The 17,586-nt window shown below is 30.2% G+C and carries 18 protein-coding genes, 1 tRNA gene and 1 pseudogene; 15 read left to right on the top strand and 5 right to left on the bottom strand.

What is annotated here, in order from left to right:
* The first annotated feature begins 82 nt into the window (after window positions 1-82).
* From HGI79_RS17205 to HGI79_RS17185, 5 genes are all read left to right on the top strand, one after another.
* A complete protein-coding gene (locus tag HGI79_RS17205; RefSeq protein WP_185651914.1) occupies window positions 83-1,018 on the top strand; it encodes an L-lactate dehydrogenase in 936 nt (311 codons plus the stop codon).
* 92 nt (window positions 1,019-1,110) lie between these two features.
* On the top strand, window positions 1,111-1,848 hold the full coding sequence (locus HGI79_RS17200; RefSeq protein WP_185651913.1) for an acyltransferase: 738 nt from the start codon (window positions 1,111-1,113) through the stop codon (window positions 1,846-1,848).
* Between the two features lie 180 nt (window positions 1,849-2,028).
* Window positions 2,029-4,137 (top strand): methyl-accepting chemotaxis protein, encoded by a 2,109-nt coding sequence (locus HGI79_RS17195; protein ID WP_185651912.1) that lies wholly within the window; start codon window positions 2,029-2,031, stop codon window positions 4,135-4,137.
* Between the two features lie 513 nt (window positions 4,138-4,650).
* Window positions 4,651-5,286, top strand: coding sequence for a flavodoxin family protein (locus HGI79_RS17190; protein ID WP_185651911.1), 636 nt, complete (start codon window positions 4,651-4,653; stop codon window positions 5,284-5,286).
* Window positions 5,287-5,528: 242 nt separating this feature from the next.
* A complete protein-coding gene (locus HGI79_RS17185; RefSeq protein WP_185651910.1) occupies window positions 5,529-5,954 on the top strand; it encodes an ArsC/Spx/MgsR family protein in 426 nt (141 codons plus the stop codon).
* Between the two features lie 52 nt (window positions 5,955-6,006).
* On the opposite strand, the gene HGI79_RS17180 is transcribed toward HGI79_RS17185, so the two are convergent.
* Entirely contained in the window at window positions 6,007-6,150 is a 144-nt protein-coding gene (locus HGI79_RS17180; RefSeq protein ID WP_185651909.1) for a hypothetical protein, read from the bottom strand.
* Window positions 6,151-6,687: 537 nt separating this feature from the next.
* Here HGI79_RS17180 and HGI79_RS17175 point away from each other — a divergent pair.
* The 5 genes and pseudogenes from HGI79_RS17175 to HGI79_RS23730 all read left to right on the top strand — a co-directional run.
* The gene (locus tag HGI79_RS17175) at window positions 6,688-6,837 is read left to right on the top strand and encodes a hypothetical protein (protein WP_185651908.1); all 150 of its coding nucleotides are present in this window, start codon (window positions 6,688-6,690) and stop codon (window positions 6,835-6,837) included.
* A gap of 123 nt (window positions 6,838-6,960) precedes the next feature.
* Window positions 6,961-8,670: a methyl-accepting chemotaxis protein gene (locus HGI79_RS17170; protein ID WP_185651907.1), complete on the top strand. Its 1,710-nt coding sequence runs from the start codon at window positions 6,961-6,963 to the stop codon at window positions 8,668-8,670.
* Window positions 8,671-8,984: 314 nt separating this feature from the next.
* Window positions 8,985-9,131 carry a hypothetical protein gene (locus tag HGI79_RS17165; RefSeq protein ID WP_185651906.1) on the top strand — a complete coding sequence of 49 codons (147 nt, stop codon included), beginning with the start codon at window positions 8,985-8,987 and terminating at the stop codon, window positions 9,129-9,131.
* 142 nt (window positions 9,132-9,273) lie between these two features.
* The gene (locus HGI79_RS17160; RefSeq protein WP_185651905.1) at window positions 9,274-9,723 is read left to right on the top strand and encodes a hypothetical protein; all 450 of its coding nucleotides are present in this window, start codon (window positions 9,274-9,276) and stop codon (window positions 9,721-9,723) included.
* A 383-nt stretch (window positions 9,724-10,106) separates the two neighbouring features.
* A pseudogene (locus HGI79_RS23730) lies at window positions 10,107-10,247 on the top strand (hemerythrin domain-containing protein); the annotation flags it as partial.
* A gap of 177 nt (window positions 10,248-10,424) precedes the next feature.
* On the opposite strand, the gene HGI79_RS17150 reads toward HGI79_RS23730, so the two are convergent.
* A complete protein-coding gene (locus HGI79_RS17150) occupies window positions 10,425-11,441 on the bottom strand; it encodes an AI-2E family transporter (protein WP_185651904.1) in 1,017 nt (338 codons plus the stop codon).
* 517 nt (window positions 11,442-11,958) lie between these two features.
* On the opposite strand from HGI79_RS17150, the gene HGI79_RS17145 reads away from it, so the two are divergent.
* Entirely contained in the window at window positions 11,959-12,516 is a 558-nt protein-coding gene (locus HGI79_RS17145; RefSeq protein ID WP_185651903.1) for a hemerythrin domain-containing protein, read from the top strand.
* A gap of 31 nt (window positions 12,517-12,547) precedes the next feature.
* The gene (locus HGI79_RS17140; RefSeq protein ID WP_185651902.1) at window positions 12,548-13,273 is read left to right on the top strand and encodes a bifunctional 2-polyprenyl-6-hydroxyphenol methylase/3-demethylubiquinol 3-O-methyltransferase UbiG; all 726 of its coding nucleotides are present in this window, start codon (window positions 12,548-12,550) and stop codon (window positions 13,271-13,273) included.
* Window positions 13,274-13,479: 206 nt separating this feature from the next.
* On the opposite strand, the gene HGI79_RS17135 is transcribed toward HGI79_RS17140, so the two are convergent.
* From HGI79_RS17135 to HGI79_RS17125, 3 genes are all read right to left on the bottom strand, one after another.
* Window positions 13,480-13,653, bottom strand: a complete 174-nt coding sequence (locus HGI79_RS17135) for a zinc-ribbon domain-containing protein (RefSeq protein ID WP_185651901.1) — start codon at window positions 13,651-13,653, stop codon at window positions 13,480-13,482.
* A 270-nt stretch (window positions 13,654-13,923) separates the two neighbouring features.
* Complete coding sequence (locus tag HGI79_RS17130; protein WP_185651900.1) at window positions 13,924-15,045, bottom strand: DegT/DnrJ/EryC1/StrS aminotransferase family protein; 1,122 nt, start codon at window positions 15,043-15,045, stop codon at window positions 13,924-13,926.
* A gap of 41 nt (window positions 15,046-15,086) precedes the next feature.
* Entirely contained in the window at window positions 15,087-16,265 is a 1,179-nt protein-coding gene (locus HGI79_RS17125) for a DegT/DnrJ/EryC1/StrS aminotransferase family protein (protein ID WP_185651899.1), read from the bottom strand.
* Window positions 16,266-16,618: 353 nt separating this feature from the next.
* Between HGI79_RS17125 and HGI79_RS17120 the strand changes: the two genes are divergently transcribed.
* The 3 genes from HGI79_RS17120 to HGI79_RS17110 form a co-directional block, all read left to right on the top strand.
* Entirely contained in the window at window positions 16,619-16,768 is a 150-nt protein-coding gene (locus HGI79_RS17120) for a hypothetical protein (protein WP_185651898.1), read from the top strand.
* Window positions 16,769-16,847: 79 nt separating this feature from the next.
* Window positions 16,848-16,938, top strand: a tRNA-Ser gene (locus HGI79_RS17115).
* Between the two features lie 333 nt (window positions 16,939-17,271).
* On the top strand, window positions 17,272-17,586 hold a 315-nt coding region (locus HGI79_RS17110; RefSeq protein WP_395939554.1), incomplete at its 3' end, for a coiled-coil domain-containing protein.

Genomic DNA, 17,586 nt, shown 5'->3' with positions numbered 1-17,586 from the left:
TTAAAAAAACAAAATAGAAGTTACATGTAAATGGGACAACATAAATGCTTATGGTTTAAAAATATATTGCTGGAGGGAAGTTATGTTTAGAACAAAAATATCAATTATTGGAGCTGGACTTGTAGGTTCATCAATAGCTCATACTTTAATGTTAAGTTCAATAGCAACAGATATTGTATTAGTAGATATGAATATGGAAAAAGCTGAAGGTGAGGCTATGGACTTAAATCACTGTGTACCTTCTATGATGCCTGTTAAAGTTAAGGCAGGTAAATACTGCGATTGCGCTAATTCGAAGATGATAATTATAACTGCTGGAACAGTTCAAAAACCAGGGGAATCAAGATTAAATCTTACACAACGTAATGCAGATATAATGAAATCTATAATAAATGAGATTAAAGACTATTGTAAAGATTCAATTATTTTAATAGTTACTAATCCAGTAGATATTTTAACTTTTGTGACAAATAAGCTGATTGGTATGGAATCAAGAAAGATAATAGGTTCTGGAACAATTTTAGATACCGCAAGATTTAAATTTTTAATAAGTGAATACATTAATGTAGACAGTAGAAATATATGCGCTTATGTAATAGGAGAGCATGGAGATAGTTCTGTCCCTGTGTGGAGTGCAGTAAATATTTTAGGTGTAGATATGGAAAATCTTTTAAATAAAAATCATAAGATAGAAAAAATAAGAGATATAATCCATAAAGAAGTTGTAGATTCTGCATACAAAATAATAGAAAAAAAAGGGTCAACCTATTATGGAATAGCTGTAGCAGTAAGAACAATAGTAGAAACAGTTGTTAGAAATCAAAATTCCGTACTTACAGTATCAAGCTATTTAACAGGGCAATATGGAATTAAAGATGTCTGCATATCTCTTCCAACTATAATAAATTCTTCAGGCATAGAAAAAGTAATAGATATTCCTTTAGATATACATGAGATAAAAAAACTTCAAGTATCTGCGGATTCATTAAAAAATATTATTTCAAGTTTAAGTATTTAATATTAATATCTAATAAAATCGTAAGTGTTAATAAATTTTAAAAAGGGGGAAATGGTTATTTTTTGTTATGATTTTAATAACCATAATAGAATATGAGTAGAATAGATAATTTATTGTATGAAATAGAGGATATAGTGAAGGTAGGTATAACTAAAGAGGATGTAGCAAATATTTTAAGTACTTTAGGATGTTCTTTTCCTGCTGAATTTATAGAAGAAATTCAGTTGTATGGAGATTATTTGCCGAAAAATAAAGAAATAGGCTTTTCAGAGAAAAAGAGATATCTACATTTTTTATGGGATGTATTAGATAAATCCCCTATGTGTCTTGTAGCTAACTTTGCTATTCCATTTAGAAGGATATTAGCAAAAAAACTATTTAAGTCCTGTGGAGAAAATTTTATAGCTGAAGAAAATGTTCGTTTTAATATACCAGATAACATTGAAATAGGCGATAACGTATTTTTAAACAGGGGAACATTTATAGATTCTAAAGGTGGTGTACTTTTAGGAAATTCTGTAGTCATAACTGAAGGAGTAACAATATTTACTCACTCTCATACAGAGCATGATCATTCCCTAAGAACCTATGCTCCTGTAATAGTAAAGGATTATGTTAAGATATATTCAAATTCAACAATATTACCAGGTGTGACAATTGGAGAGCAATCTATAGTAGGTGCTTGTTCATTAATAAACAAGAGTGTAGAACCAAATGTTTTAGTGGCAGGAGTGCCTGCAAAACAGGTAAGAAATCGAGAAACTTTTGATAATAGTGGAGATCAATTAAAACACATATGGCTTTATAATAGTGAATTTCAAAATGATTAATTGTAAAATTAAAAGGCTTTAAATTTCTTTTGTATTGGTAGAAATTTTGATGTTTTAACATAAATTGTACCAATACTTACCATAAGGCTGCCGTTTTAAGAATGTAATAACAAAGAATAATAAACAAGGTAAAGTATGGAAAACAAATTTTATAATATTTATGTAAGGGGATCAAAATCTATGAAAATGTCTTTTAAATCCAAATTAATTGTTGTAATTTTGCCATTAGTTATAGTTGGCTTATTGTCACTAACTGCAGTAGCATACGTGCAATTTAACAAGATAATTGAAACTGAGCTAATTAATTCAATGTCACTGAGAACAAATGAAGCTACAAATCATGTTAACACATGGCTAACAGGGAGACTTGCAGAGGTACGTGAAACTGTTCAAAGTCCTATGATAAAACGTATTTTGGATACTAATCCTAAGTTAGATCTTAAAAGTAATGATGATTCTATAAAACTTATGGATGAGTTAAATTTAGCACGTTGGAAATTTATTAGTACTACATATCCTGATCAATATGCAGCCTTGCATATTGTAAATTCTTTAGAGCCCAATGAGTGGAACAATCCTGATAGCTTAAGTAAACTTACAGCACGATACTATAGTGTGAAAGATGGACAATTTAAAACTGATCCTTGGGCTAAAGCTATAGTAACTGAAGCATCAGAAAGATATTCCAAGACCGGCGGTGTTCCCTATGACGCTATATTTAAACCTGCATTTTCTCAAGCCTACGGAAGAAATGTGGTGATGATGTTTGCATGGCAAAAGGATGATCAGAGCAAAGTCACAGCAGGGGCGGCTGCAAGCTTAACCATAGAAACCATACAAGACATAGTGAAAAATCAAAAGTATGGGAAAAAAGGGTATGGAGTATTGTTGGCAAAGGATGGAACTTTCGTTGTTCACCCAAACAAAGATTGGGCTATGAAAGAAAAAATCAGTACAGTTAATGATGCAAACCTCCATAAGCTTAGTGAACTTGTTGCTACCGGCAAACCGGGTATCTTCCGCTATGGTGAAGGAAAAGACAAAAAAATTGCTTTTTATGCTCCAGCGCCAATAGCAGAGTGGACGGTGGTTAATATAGTCTATGAAGACGAACTTTTTGCTGCATCTAATAAATTGCTTATAATTATGTTAATAATAGCTTGTATAATTACCATCATTTTATCATTATTTATCTACTTTGCTGCAAGTCGTCTTATTCAACCGTTAACTCGCCTTAGCAAGTTTGCTGATGAAGTGTCTACTGGAGACCTAAGTGGTTCCATTGAGATTCAGTCTGAAGACGAAATTGGAAACCTTGCTAATGCCTTGAACAATACCGTCCAAGCCTTACGAAACATAGTGAGAGATATAACCACGGAGTCAACAAAAGTTGATAATATTTCCAATAATCTTGCTATGTCATGTGATGATGCTAGTAAAGTTACAGAGGAAGTGGCTAAGTCTATTCAAATTGTGGCAGAAAATTCAAGCAAACAGGCATTGCAAGTAGGTTTGGCTGTTGAAAAAACCATTGAGATGGAGGAGGCAAGCAAAGCAGTTACCAGCAAATGTAACTATATGATTGAAACTGCTGAGAAATCACATAATATAAGTTCCATAGCCTTCGAAGCTGTAAATCAGGCAGTTCATAGTATGGAAATAATTGTTGAAAATAACAAAAACAACTTAAATGAAAGTAAATTACTACTTGCAAAATCATCGGAAATTGGTAAAATTGTTGAAGTTATTACTGGTATTGCTAGCCAAACTAATTTACTTGCTCTTAATGCTGCTATTGAAGCGGCCCGTGCAGGAGAACAAGGACGTGGTTTTGCCGTTGTTGCAGATGAAGTTAGAAAACTGGCTGAACAGTCAGCCGTTGCTGCTAATCAAATATCACAGCTTATTGGTGGTATACAAGGGCAGATTGTATCCATAACTGATAGTATGGATAAGGGTTCCAAGGAAATTACTAGTGGTATGCAAACTGCATCGCAAGCGGGAACTCATTTTGATGATATTGAAAAAGCTATCAGTAATATTTTCTCTGTTGTACGTAATGTATCTTCTGCTACAGAAACCATGATCGAAACTGCCCAAATCACTGTGACAGAAATGAAAAATACATCTGCTATCTCTGAACAGACAGCTGTTGCTACTGAGGAGGTATCAGCTTCTGCAGAAGAACAATCTGTTAGTATGAGCGAGATTGGTAATACAGCTAATCAGTTAGCAAACCTCGCTCATCGACTTAATGAATTAGTATCCCAATTTAAGGTTTCTAAATAGTGTTAAAAAGTAAAAGTTTACAAAATAGCATTGAAGCAAATTCATATAATGAAATACTTAAATGAACCTATTGAAAGAGGCTGTCCTAAAAGGTAATTAATCTCCTTTTGGCAGCCTTTTTAAATTTCTTAATAATTTTTACCATATATTATGTTTCACATACTTACTATTAGGTAACTTTACTACGAAAAAGTGCGTACTTGATACCTTTCCAGGGTTAAAGTATACTTAGATTTGTTGTTAGCTAATTAAAAAATATAAATGTTTATTTTAAACAAAAGTCCACTGATAAAGTGAAACTTAATTCAAGTGGGGTTTTTCACCACATATGAATTTTAGTTGAACCAATCTAGCGCGCAGCAGTTCTTATACACAGTATAAGAGTTCTTAACTAGCTAAAGCTAGAGAACTCTAGTAACTCCCCACTTGTAGAAGTGGGAGTATTAGGTCTGGTAGTCCTATGGATAAACTTATAAGTATGTAAAAAATATTAAAATAGTAGGAGGTAGAAAAATGAAGGTTGTTGCTTTTAATGGTAGTCCTAATAAAGAGGGAAATACCTATCATGGCATAAAAATAGTTGCAGAAGAATTGGAGAAACAAGGTATAGATGTTGAAATTGTACATGTAGGTAATAAGGTTATAAGAGGATGCATGGCCTGTGGAGGTTGTGTTAGAAATAAAAATGAACAGTGTGTTTTACCAGGAGATTCTGTAAATGAATGGATTCAGAAGATGAAAGAAGCTGATGGTATAATATTGGGCTCACCTGTACACTATTCAGCTATTGGAGGTACAATGAAAGCATTTTTAGATAGAGCTTTTTATGTAACCAGTGTTAATAGTGGTATGTTAAGACATAAGGTTGGTGCTGCTGTAGTAGCTGTAAGACGTTCAGGTGGTGTTCCTACCTTTGAACAATTAAATAACTATATCAATTATTCTGAAATGCTTATGCCGACATCAAACTACTGGAATGTTATACATGGTACACTACCGGGAGAAGCTAACCAAGATGAAGAAGGTGTTCAAATAATGAGAACTTTGGGTAAAAATATGGCTTGGTTAATGAAACTAGTTGAGTATGGCAAAGGCAAGGTTGAGGAACCAGAAATAGAACGTAAGATATTCACAAATTTTATACGTTAAACTATGGTTTGAAGCATCTTTTCAAAGATTTGAAAAGGTGCTTGTTTTTGTATTGTTATGTGGTAAGTAGAGGTATTGAAGATACTATTGTTTTAAATGTCTTAAACTTTGTCCTGCGTGTGGAAACAATTAGCAAGCTAGACATAGCTTGTCCTCTAAATTGAGTGAATAAAAATAAATCTTTCCAAAAGTATTACTAAGATATTATAATAAAGGTAAATTATGATAAGGAGGCTCATTATATGGCGCATGTTATTTTCTATACTAAACCAGGTTGTGCAGGCGGTGCACGTCAGAAGGCATTGCTGATAGCATCAGGTCACACTGTGGAAGAACATTCCATTTTCGACACCACATGGACACCAGACACGCTACAGGCTTACTTGGAAAGACTTGATATCAAAGAGTGGTATAACAAAAATGCTCCTGCGGTGAAAGCGGGAATTGTAATCCCAGGAACTTTAACTGCTAAAGAGACGTTAGATCTTTTATGTAGCAATCCAATATTGATCAAACGGCCACTTATGAAAATTGAGGATCAGCTAATAGCTGGATTTGATCTAGAATTTCTTAGTAAACTCATTGAATTGAGAGATATTCCTGATAAAGATTTAACTAGCTGTCAAATTCATTCCGAAAGCAACCCTTGCAAGTCTCCTCAATCTTAAGCTCACACAGGTAGAGTGTTGCGTATTACTATTTAATAAAGAGCATTTAATCTTATGTGGTTTGAGTGATTTTTAATTGTTGATAATTTTCTGCTAAATTTAACTCATATTGCTCTCTTGCTAAACTTTCTTGATTTAATGCTTTAGCCAGTTCCTCTATTTCGTCTTCCCAATGAATATCTATTGACTTAATCAAATTACCCTTCTCAATTTCCTTGGCAAATATTAATAATTTATTGCTTCATTAACTAAAAACTTCAAAAGTAATTTTAGAGGTGGTAAATGGGATAAAATTCACAAAAGATGCCTGATGAAGAACTTCTAGGCATTATGACTTGAATTTTACTAATAGTTTATAGAATATTAAAAATATCGGAGTCAATATCTGATATTTTTTTGTTAAGAATTAGAATATTAGAAGGAATAATTACATTTATGAAGAATAATGTAATTATAAGGTTTTTAAGATGAATTATGGTGTATTATGATATGATATGATATTATATGGAGCTTGAAAAAATTTTAAATGTGATAAAAAAGATTTCATAGATAAATCAATTAATATTTATGAAAGTTTTGGATTTTTAATAGACACTATTAATCATGCTATAAATAATGAAATAGAACAGGCTTATTAACATAGAGATTTTTCAACTATTGAAAAATATACTGCTGTTGATAAATCCTTAAATTTTTATGAAACAAAATAGATGAAATAATTAATTTTATAAGAATGGAACGGACTGAAATGGTTGAAGAAAATAGAGAACAATTCAATGGTAAGGTTTTACTCAATTATGGAAAATGTATTGAAAGCAAGACATCCATGATAGATCCGCCAAGGCCTCCTCCTTGGCTTTTTAACAAATTGTTAACGATTTGATTTGCTACTAGCTCTAATATTGATGATTCTAAAAACCTCGAGAAGATAACTAAAAATTATAGAATGCTAGATGAAAATATAAAAAGAAAAAATATAATAACTAATGAAAAGGGGAACTCTTAAATGAAAAACTTAAAATTTAAAACTAAAATATTTGTATCATTTGCCATAATAAGTGCTTTTGCTATTACCTTTCTATTAATTATTTTATCAACAATTAATACTTCAAAAAAAATCTCTAATGAAACTTATAATGTAAATAAGAGACTAACAATGTTTGAGGAATTAAGAAACTCTATAAATGCCTGTGGTATAAATGCAAGAGACTTAAGGATAATAAAAGACACACAGGCTGTGAATACTAGAAAAGAATGGATAAATGGAGCTATTGATGATTATAAAAAGATAGCTATACAGTTAGAAGGTGGAAATATTTCAAATAGTGATAAAGATATGTTACTTGGATTAAATACCAAATCAAGTGAATATTTTTCCCACTTAAGCAAGATTTTGCTCTTAGATCAAGAAGGTATTTCTAGGATTTCTGATGATGAAATGACAAATTTTAGTTTACAAGAAAAGCAATTATTTGATAGTTTAGATAAAGCTGTTAAAAATGAAACTGACAAAAATAATATGTTAATTTCACAAGCAGAAGAGTTTAATAAAAGTACCATTGTTAAAGTAACTTTACTTATAGCTGTAGCATTAATTATCATAATAGCTTTTGGAGTGATTTTGAATTCAAATATATCAAAGCCATTAAGAGTTATGATTGAAAAGTTGAAGGTGGTATCAAGAGGAGATTTTACTACTACTATTTCAGAGGATTTTCTTAAGCGTAAAGATGAAATAGGTGAACTTGCAGGTGCAGTTCAGTATATGGAAAAGAGTTTAGGTGAGCATATAAAAGAAATATTAATTTGTTCACAGGATTTGGGTAATTCAAGCCAGCAGCTTTCTGCTACTGTTGAGGAAATGACATACAAATTTGAATTTATAGATAATTCAACTAAAGAAATAGCAAGTGGCGCACAGGACACAAATGCATCTGCAGAAGAGATTACAGCATCAGTGGAAGAAGTTGATTCAAACATATCCGAATTAGCAGCAAAAGCAGTGGATGGAAGTAATAGTGCTAATGAGTCTAAAGAAAGAGCACTTAAAGTACAGGAAGATGGAAATAATGCTGCTAAAACTACAGCAGAATTATACAAACAAAGAGAAACACTTATAATAAAAGCAATTGAAGATGGTAAAATTGTAAATGAAATTAAAGTAATGGCTGATACTATAGCAGGTTTAGCAGAACACACAAATCTACTTGCATTGAATGCGGCTATAGAAGCATCAAGGGCAGGGGAACATGGAAGAGGTTTTGCGGTAGTAGCAGAAGAAGTAAGAAACCTTGCAGAACAGTCTCAAGATGCAGTAATACATATTCAGCATACTATTTTAAAAGTACAAGAGGCATTTAAGAATCTTTCGAGTAATAGTAAAGAAGTATTGCAGTTTATGGATAGTCATGTGAAACCTCAATTTGATTCATTTATCAATAAAGGTAATCAATATTATAATGATGCAGAGTATGTAAGTAAAATGTCAGAAGATATAGCGGCCATGACGGAAGAAATCAATGCTACAATAAGTAATGTAAGTAAATCAGTTCAAAATATGGCAAATATATCACAAAGTTCTGCAGAAAACTCTAATAAAATATTAAATAATATAAATGAAGTAAAACAAGAAATGGGACAAGTATCAACTACAGCGGAAAACCAGACTGAACTTGCTAAGAAGCTTAATGAATTAGTACATAAATTTAAAATATAGCAACTAATAATGACAGGGTAATTTGAGTATAGAACAATTTAAGCAGAGAACAAGTGAAAGTATAGAAGCAATAAATAGTCAGTAAAGATTACTCTTAGAATTTCATTATAAAATATTTAATGCGTTGGTACAGGGGATAGAGATCCTTGAACCAATGCATTTTGTTTTATTAATAATGCTGTCCAATTAGCAAATATGGTAAATATACTAAAATAAAATATAATATGATAAAATATTATCGGATAAAATATGATAAATTACCATAGATAAATAAAGTATATGTGTTAATTCATTAAAAAACAGGGGGATATGTTATGAAATATACTTTAAATAGAAAAACTCAAAAACCATTTTTACATAGTAAAAACAGTATTATTATTTTTAATAACAATTATTTAGTAATTAGTGCAAAGCGAAATGAGTCTGCAGAAGATAAAAAGAAAAGAATAGATATTCGTTAGAAATAAAGGTGTAACTTTTAAGGGTGCACCTTTTATATTTACAATAGTAGTACTAATTTACCTCAAAAGAAGTATTACTTATAAAATTATGGAGATATTATTTAGGTAGAATAAAGTAATAATTCTATAAGGAGGTCATAAGATGAGCAGTAATCTAGGTATGATGTCTACAAAAGAGCATAATGGAAAAATGACAAGCGAGGGATTAAGTGCTAAAATTACAAATTCTACACCTGAAAATATTATAGTGTATGGTCCTAAAAGAGCATTAGATTCAGGAAATTATGATAAGTCCTGGTATATTTTACACCCTGGTGAAACTACTCCAAGCAGATGGGAGTTTGAGGGTTTGTTCGTACCAAAGGATAGAAAGTTTGGACAAGAAAATGCTGAGGCCATACAAGGTCCAGTTGCTGTTAGATATCCAGTATCAAAATCTGTTACAATTACAAAAGATGGAGATCAATACTTAGAAAATGGGCAGCATAATGATGGGATATTTCATGCATCTGAGATAAATTGGCCTGTTCCTGATTTTGATGCCGATCATTGCCAGAAAATGTCAAAACATGCATTTCAAATCCGGGACTAAAAAAGTTTTGAAGTTTGTTAGATAATACTAATATTAATGATGAAAGTTAAAATATTAGAAAACATTATCAAGGCCTAGAGACTCAGTTCCTCTAGGTCATCTTTAATATGTGTCAAATCAGAAATGTATTTAACTTGTAAAGGAAAATTATTCACAATTAAATATAGTAATATATCTTCAGTAATAATGGTTACCGAAAATAAATTAACTATACTCTATAATTAAGTTAAATTAAGAATATTTTAGTGTAATAAACAAAAAGTATAGAATAGAGAATAAAATTTAAGGATATGAAACACTATGAACGGAATTAATCTAATGATGGAAGAACATAAATATATTAAAAGAATGCTTATGGTAGTGAGAAAAGCAAGTTATTGGTGAGGGTAAAAGCTGGTGATGATGAAAGTAAAGTAGATGTAATAGCAAATGTAGTTTCCTATACACATCTACTACTTAGACATATTGATAAAGAAGATAATACAGTATATACTTTTGCAAATCGACAACTAGGTAAGGAAACAAGGATTACTTCATGAAGTGGTGGAAGGAAAACTTAAGAAATGATAACCTGCTTTAAAGGTTCATCTGATAACTGATTAGTATTTAATCCATAAATTAGCAGCTTATTACTTCCTAAGATAATAATTAAGTCTTATTAGGCCATGTATATGCATCCTTAGCTTTAGGAACTTTCTTCTTTAATGTAATTTTACATCAAGTAAATCTAATACAAACATGAATAAAGGTATTCCGATAAGCAAACCCCAGATACCTATAAAATGCTCTGAAGCAATAAGTATAACAAAGGTGAAAAAAATAGGAATATCCACTTTTGCAGACATTAGTTTAGGGTTTAATATATAACTTTCAATAGAATGAATTACTGCAATCATTATTAAAACATAGAGTACTTTGACTAAACCACCTATTTTTAACGCAATCAAACAAAGTGGAACAAGTGAAATTACCACTCCAGCAACTGGTACTAGACTTAACACAAATATCATAAATCCAAGTGTAATCAGTTGAGGAAAATGAAGTATATAAAGCATTATTACTGAAAGAATGGTATTAATAAAAGCTATCATTATTTGAGCCTGAATTACTTTACCGAAAGAGTTTAAAAAGTTATTACCAAAAAAACTAATATACTTGTATAAGCCTGAAATTTTACTATTTTTAAATTTACTTAGAAAAAGCATAACTTTTTCTTTTTCAAGCATGAAGAATAAACTTAATAATATAGCTATAAATACATTTATACTCCATTTACCAATATTTGAAGCAAGCTGAAAAGTAATAATAAAACCTGATTTAATGTAACTCTTAAAGTCAATTTGTTGAAATATGCTTATTATGTAATTATGAACAAAATTAGAGTTTGACTCAAAAGAAAAATCATAATCCATTGCTTGATTTACAATAAATTTACTTTGATTTACCAGCTCCGGTACATATTTAAATAGTAGAAGAACAATAGTTGCAAATAAAAATGAATATAAAATAATTGTTATAATTTTCTCTTTAAAAGGAGTACATATTTTAATTTTATCTACTATAAAGTTTTGCAAACTATTCATAATATAAGTAAACAAAAAAGTTAATAAGAATAAGTTTAGCAATGATTTGGCGGCATAAAATAATAATAAAATAATAATGAAAGCTAAAAATCTTTTTGTAGATTCTTTTGCGAAAAATTCTTTTAACAAGTTCATAAAGTTTCTCCTTAGTATGTAAATTATTTTATATAATATGTTTAAGCAAACATAAACAATAAAGTATATCTATAGACATTATACATTATAGAAATTAATAAGAAAATACTTGTATACATAATTTTAAGCTTTATTTTGTGAATAATTGGAACATTAGAAGTAATAACTACATTTATGAAGAATAATGTAATTATTATGAAAGGAGAAATAGCCTTCATATCGAAAATTAATATAAAAATTCACTATCATTTAATCATTAAAATATATTACCATTGACTTTTTGAAAAGCATGCAGTATCGATGATAAAAAGACTTAAAGGAATATATTACCGTTAAAAAACAAACACTTGGCCAATTCTTAGTAGGATTTTAAGGGAAGTGCAATAATATATGTTTTGTAACAACGGTTACCGAAAATAAATTAATTTTACCCTATAATTGAGTTAACTTAAGAATATTTTAGTGTAATAAACAAAAAGTATAGAATAGAGAATAAAATTTAAGGAGATGAAACACTATGAACGGAATTAATCTAATGATGGAAGAACATAAATATATTAAAAGAATGCTTATGGTAGTGAGAAAAGCAAGTTATAAGGTTTTGCAAGGTGCTAATATTAATTATGAGGACTTTAGTAAAATGATAGATTTTGTTAGAAATTATGCCGATAATCATCACCATGGAAAAGAGGAGAAAATTCTTTTTAATCGCATGGTAAGCGAAATTGGTGGAGTAGCTGAGAAATTAGTTAATTTTGGAATGCTTGTTGAGCATGATTTAGGTAGACTTCATATAAAAGAACTTGAGGAAGCATTGATGAGGGTAAAAGCCGGTGATGATGAAAGTAAAGTAGATGTAATAGCAAATGCAGTTTCCTATACACATCTACTACTTAGACATATTGATAAAGAAGATAATACAGTATATACTTTTGCAAATCGACAACTAGCTAAGGAAACATTAGATACAATTGATTTAGAATGTGAAAATTTTGAGAGAAGTATGAGGGAGAAAAATATTCAAGAAAAATATTTAAAGCTTTTAGAAGAGTTAGAGAGAAAATATGTGTTATAAAGTTTAGCTATTATGGAAGGAATGTGATGTTATGGGTTTTTACCAGGAAATTTCTAAGTACTATGATTTTATTTTTCCTGTTGGAAAAGAGCAGGTTAATTTTATTATGAAGGTTGCTGGCAAGCCAGAAAAAACTTTATTGGATGTTGCTTGTGGAACTGGTGGATACTCTTTAGAACTTGCAAAACAAGGTTATAATGTAACTGCAGTGGATTTAGACCCTAAAATGGTTGAGGAATTAAGAACTAAAGCTTTAAATAATAATTTAGGTATAAATGTTGTTGAAGGAAATATGTTAGAATTAAATCAAAAGTTAAATTCTAAATATGACTTAGCGTTCTGTATAGGAAATTCTCTTGTTCATCTTGAGGGAGAAAAAGAAATAGAGACATTTTTTAAAGAAATAAAAACTTTGCTAAATAAAGAAGGGAAGCTAGTAATTCAAATAATTAATTATGACAGAGTATTAATGAATGATGTTCGTGCCTTGCCTACTATAGAAAATGAGGATATAGGACTAAAATTTCAGCGTATATATAGTTATGACAATAATATAAATAAAATTTTCTTTAAAACTATTCTTGAAGTTGATGGAAATAAAATAGAAAATGAAATACCTCTATATCCTATATTAGCAGATAACATTGTAAAACTGTTAAATAACGCAGGATTTAATAAAATTCAGTTATTTGGAGATTTCAAAGAGAGCAAATTTGATGCAAATAATTCATATGCTTTAGTATTAGTAGCTTCTTAATTTATACTCCCATTAAATATGGACTCCCATACGCAAGAGCACTGTCAGCTTTTGGTGCTATAGCTTTTTCATCAACAGATACTACAATGTATGTAGAAGCACCATAAAATGCACTAAATTTTTCCTATTAATAAATATGATAGGAGAGAACATGCTGTATAAGTAATTAAAAGTGAATAGGACACTGAATTAGATAGTTTTGAGTTCTATTTATCATCATCTTTTACTTTTACTACTTTATTCTTCATTTCTTCATAGGATAAAATCTTTTTCCTTGATATTAGTTTTTTACAGTTATTGCAGAAATAACTAGCAGACCCACAGCCAGCTATTAACTCTAATTCATTATTACATTCTGGACAATAATATAAATCTTCCACTGGTATCACCTTCACAAATATTTTTATAATAGATTATTATAATTGTTTTGTTTAATATATATGATTATACAATATTAAGAAATACATGACAAGTTTTTGTAGAAATAAAGCTATTAGCAGCAATTATAGTATTAATTATATAGGGTTCCAATCTCTTAACTCATTTTCAAATGTGAGCTTTAGACTCATAAAAAAGTATTTATGGTGACGAAGAACTGGTAACATATCCCGGGGTCTAGATGAAGTTCTGAGGTTGGAACCCTATAGTTATTATTTATTGTAGAATTTTTTTATAGTTTCACATACAAAGTCTACTTCTTCTTCTGTTATTTCAGGATATATTGGCAATGCAATAATTTCCTTTGAAATTTTTTCCGCCACAGGGAAATCTCCTTCTTTATATCCTAAATAACTGAAGCAGTTTTGCAGATGAAGTGGTATTGGATAATATATACTGTATCCAATTTCATTTTCTTTTAAGAAGTCTGCAAGTTTATCTCTTTTTTCAGCTAAAATACTAAATACGTAGAATACAGATTTTTGATTTCCGACAATATTAGGTATTCTTATATTTTCACAGCCCACAAGTCTTTCCTTGTACCAATTAGCAACTGTCTCTCTTTTCTTTATTGCTTCATCAATATATTTCATTTTAACCAGTAATATAGCTGCCTGCATAGTGTCAAGTCTGGAATTATAACCTATATATTCATAGTGATATTTTTTTGATGCTCCGTGAACTCTAAACATTTTAGTAGTCTCCGCTAGTTTATCATCATTGGTTATTATCATACCTGCATCACCATAGGAGCCTAAAGTTTTTGTTGGAAAGAAGGAAAATACACCCATATCTCCTATAGCTCCAGAATGTTTATATTCAGAGCCAGCTCCTTTCCATCTCATACCAAAGGCTTCAGCCGCATCTTCTAATACTCGTAAATCATATTTTGATGATAAATTCATGATTTTATCCATATCTGCTATTTGTGAAAACAAATGTATTGGAATAATTCCAGCAGTATTTGAAGTGATTTTTTCTTCAATTTTATTGGTATCAATATTGAAGGTTTCCTCATCAATATCAACAAAAACAGGTTTTGCGTTATGCTTAGCAATACAAGAAGTAGAAGCCAGGAAGGTAAATGGGGAAGTTATAACTTCCTTACCATTTTTAAATCCTAATACGTCTGAAGCAATAACTAAAGCATCAGTACCTGAAGCTACAGCTATAGCATGTTTAGCACCAGTATATTTTTTTACAGCTTCTTCAAGCTCTCCAACCTGTGGTCCAAGAATAAAGCTGCCTTTTTCCATAACACTTAAAACAGCCTTATCAAATTCAGCTTTTTTCTCTATGTATTCTCTTTGGGATGTATAAAAATTAACTTTCATTATTTGTCCTCACTTTCATTATGGTGAATTTAGTGTAAATTTTACCCCATAACCTTTTCTACTGCTTTAATAAGTTCTTTTACCACATATTCAGCATCTTCTAATTTAAGAAGAGAATAAAGCGGTACTGAGATTTCATTGGCATACTGTGCATAAGCATTTGGATAATCTTCTATTTTGTAACCAAGGTTTTTATAAAGAGTAAACATTGGAAGCGGAATAAAGTGTACGTTAGTAGCTATATCCATATCCGCTAGAGATTTTATAACTTCGTTTCTTTGTTCCTCAGTAAAACCTTTAATGCGTAGTGGGTAAAGATGATATGAAGTTATTGTTTCACCTTCTTTTTCGAAAGGCAGTATAGCCCAAGGTTTTTCACCTAAATATTTAGAATAAACATCAAATATAGCTTTACGTTTTCTAAGCATATCTTCATATCTTGTTAATTGTATTAACCCAATAGAAGAGGCTACGTCTGTAAGGTTACACTTATATCCATCTGTTACTATATCATATTGCCAAGCACCAGCTTTCATCTTGGAAAGGGCATCCTTTGACTGACCATGTAAAGATGCTAATTTAAAATCTTTATATAAATCCTCTCTACCGAAGAAATTGTTATTTCCAAAGGATATAGCACCACCTTCAGCTGTAGTAAAGTTTTTTACTGCATGAAAGGAGAATATATGAAAGTCAGCTTGACCTCCAACTCTTTTACCTTTATATTTTGCACCAAAGGCATGGGATGAATCAGATACAAAAATTATATCTTCACGACCTTTTGATTTTAACATTTCTCGAATAGCATCATAATCTACAGGGATACCTGAAAAATCTACAGTATAGATGGCTTTTGTTTTAGGAGTTATAGCATCAGCTATTTTTTCGATATCTATTAAGAAACTATCTTTTTTTACATCTACAAAAATAGGTTTAATTCCTCTATGTAAAGATACGCTAGCAGTAGCTGTATAAGTATAAGGAGTAGTTATAACCTCATCCCCTTCTTTTATATCAAAAACCTTTAAAACAAGCTCTAATCCTGCAGTGGCACTATTTAATGCTACTGCCTTATTAGTTTCTAGGTATTCAGCAAGCTTAGTTTCAAATTCAGCAGTTTTAGGACCAGAAGTGATCCAACCAGATTTTAAAACCTCAACAACTGCATCAATTTCTTCTTGTGTTATATCTGGTGGTGAAAATGAAATTTTTTTATTCATAAAAATCAATCCTTTCTTAACAGGATAACAAGTACTTGTATGTATTGTTATTCATAGTAAATTATTAGTGTATGTATATATACTCTTATTTTGTATAACAAATTTAAAGGCTCAAATTATACAATTCTATTAAACATCTAAATTAGTTATGACAAATAAAAAAAGTATCTTATCACCTCTACTTAAATCATTTTAACACAAGACGTAAGGTAAGGTGCAAGAGTTTTTTATATTATAAAAATAAATAATGAGTTAATTTTAATCACATTTTTATTTTTTAAATATAATATGAAATTATGAATAGTAGAGGAGTTTGGGGACTTATAGCATTGCCATTAAAAAGGAGGGAATTTATGAGTCACCATAGAAAGGGTTGCAGAACGTGTCCATATAGATTTTTTGGAGAAGGTTGCAGATATTGTAATATACTTGACTTAGGCCCTAGGTCAGAGTTATTGTTTCTAATAGTTTTGGTGTTAATTTTTAATAAGATAAGAAAATAAAAATAATATATAAAAATATATTAAAAAATGTTGACAAATGTCTTAGGAGTTGATAAACTATATTTCGTGATGAGGCCATGGAAAGATGGTCGAGTTGGTTTAAGGCACCGGTCTTGAAAACCGGCGTACGGGTGACCGTACCTAGGGTTCGAATCCCTATCTTTCCGCCAAAGCATCTAACGTAAGTTAGATGCTTTTCTTATTATATAGTAATTTTCTATTTTTTTGTACAAAAATATATAGTATCTTCATAAAATCTACATATTAATCGTGTATAATGTGGAGGTGACTATTATGCCTCAGGTACTTTAATAAAAACAGAGTTAAACTAGAGCTATATAAAGTACTAAATCGTAGAATAAATATTGTTTTTGCTTATCTATAGAGTAAGGTTTCCCCAGTGGGAATATATGTTTAAAATATTACACTAGACAAGCTTCTTGGGGATGAGAATAAAAGTATTATGATAAATAACAAAAATATCTTAGTTAGGAGTAATAAGATTGAATAAAGCACTAAAGAAACTTGCAGCCACAGTAGCGTTAACATTAGTAACTAGCACTTCAGTATTTGCTCAACCTTCAACTACTAATGGAAATGATTTAAAACAAAAAACTGAGAATTTAGAAATGAATATAGAAAAAATGGACAACCAAATAGAAGATGTTATGAAAAAAATTGATGACAACAAAAAACAAATAGTAAAAACGCAAAATGATATAAAAAGTGCAGAAGCTGATATTGAGAAGGCTAAAAAAGACATAAAAGGGCAAGAAGAGTTATTCAATAAAAGAATGAGAGTAATGTACATAAGTGGT

The organism is Clostridium sp. DJ247 (genome assembly GCF_014231265.1).
The sequence above is the reverse complement of the archived record's forward strand: the minus strand, read 5'-3'. Positions and strand labels throughout refer to the sequence as shown.

Coding starts and splice junctions, on each gene's coding strand:
- HGI79_RS17185 (WP_185651910.1), top strand. CDS start 5,529: ATGGCGCATGTTATTTTCTATACTAAACCAGGTTGTGCAGGCGGTGCA.
- HGI79_RS17120 (WP_185651898.1), top strand. CDS start 16,619: ATGAGTCACCATAGAAAGGGTTGCAGAACGTGTCCATATAGATTTTTT.
- HGI79_RS17170 (WP_185651907.1), top strand. CDS start 6,961: ATGAAAAACTTAAAATTTAAAACTAAAATATTTGTATCATTTGCCATA.
- HGI79_RS17140 (WP_185651902.1), top strand. CDS start 12,548: ATGGGTTTTTACCAGGAAATTTCTAAGTACTATGATTTTATTTTTCCT.
- HGI79_RS17190 (WP_185651911.1), top strand. CDS start 4,651: ATGAAGGTTGTTGCTTTTAATGGTAGTCCTAATAAAGAGGGAAATACC.
- HGI79_RS17165 (WP_185651906.1), top strand. CDS start 8,985: ATGAAATATACTTTAAATAGAAAAACTCAAAAACCATTTTTACATAGT.
- HGI79_RS17130 (WP_185651900.1), bottom strand. CDS start 15,045: ATGAAAGTTAATTTTTATACATCCCAAAGAGAATACATAGAGAAAAAA.
- HGI79_RS17150 (WP_185651904.1), bottom strand. CDS start 11,441: ATGAACTTGTTAAAAGAATTTTTCGCAAAAGAATCTACAAAAAGATTT.
- HGI79_RS17160 (WP_185651905.1), top strand. CDS start 9,274: ATGAGCAGTAATCTAGGTATGATGTCTACAAAAGAGCATAATGGAAAA.
- HGI79_RS17205 (WP_185651914.1), top strand. CDS start 83: ATGTTTAGAACAAAAATATCAATTATTGGAGCTGGACTTGTAGGTTCA.
- HGI79_RS17175 (WP_185651908.1), top strand. CDS start 6,688: ATGGAACGGACTGAAATGGTTGAAGAAAATAGAGAACAATTCAATGGT.
- HGI79_RS17195 (WP_185651912.1), top strand. CDS start 2,029: ATGAAAATGTCTTTTAAATCCAAATTAATTGTTGTAATTTTGCCATTA.
- HGI79_RS17125 (WP_185651899.1), bottom strand. CDS start 16,265: ATGAATAAAAAAATTTCATTTTCACCACCAGATATAACACAAGAAGAA.
- HGI79_RS17200 (WP_185651913.1), top strand. CDS start 1,111: ATGAGTAGAATAGATAATTTATTGTATGAAATAGAGGATATAGTGAAG.
- HGI79_RS17145 (WP_185651903.1), top strand. CDS start 11,959: ATGAACGGAATTAATCTAATGATGGAAGAACATAAATATATTAAAAGA.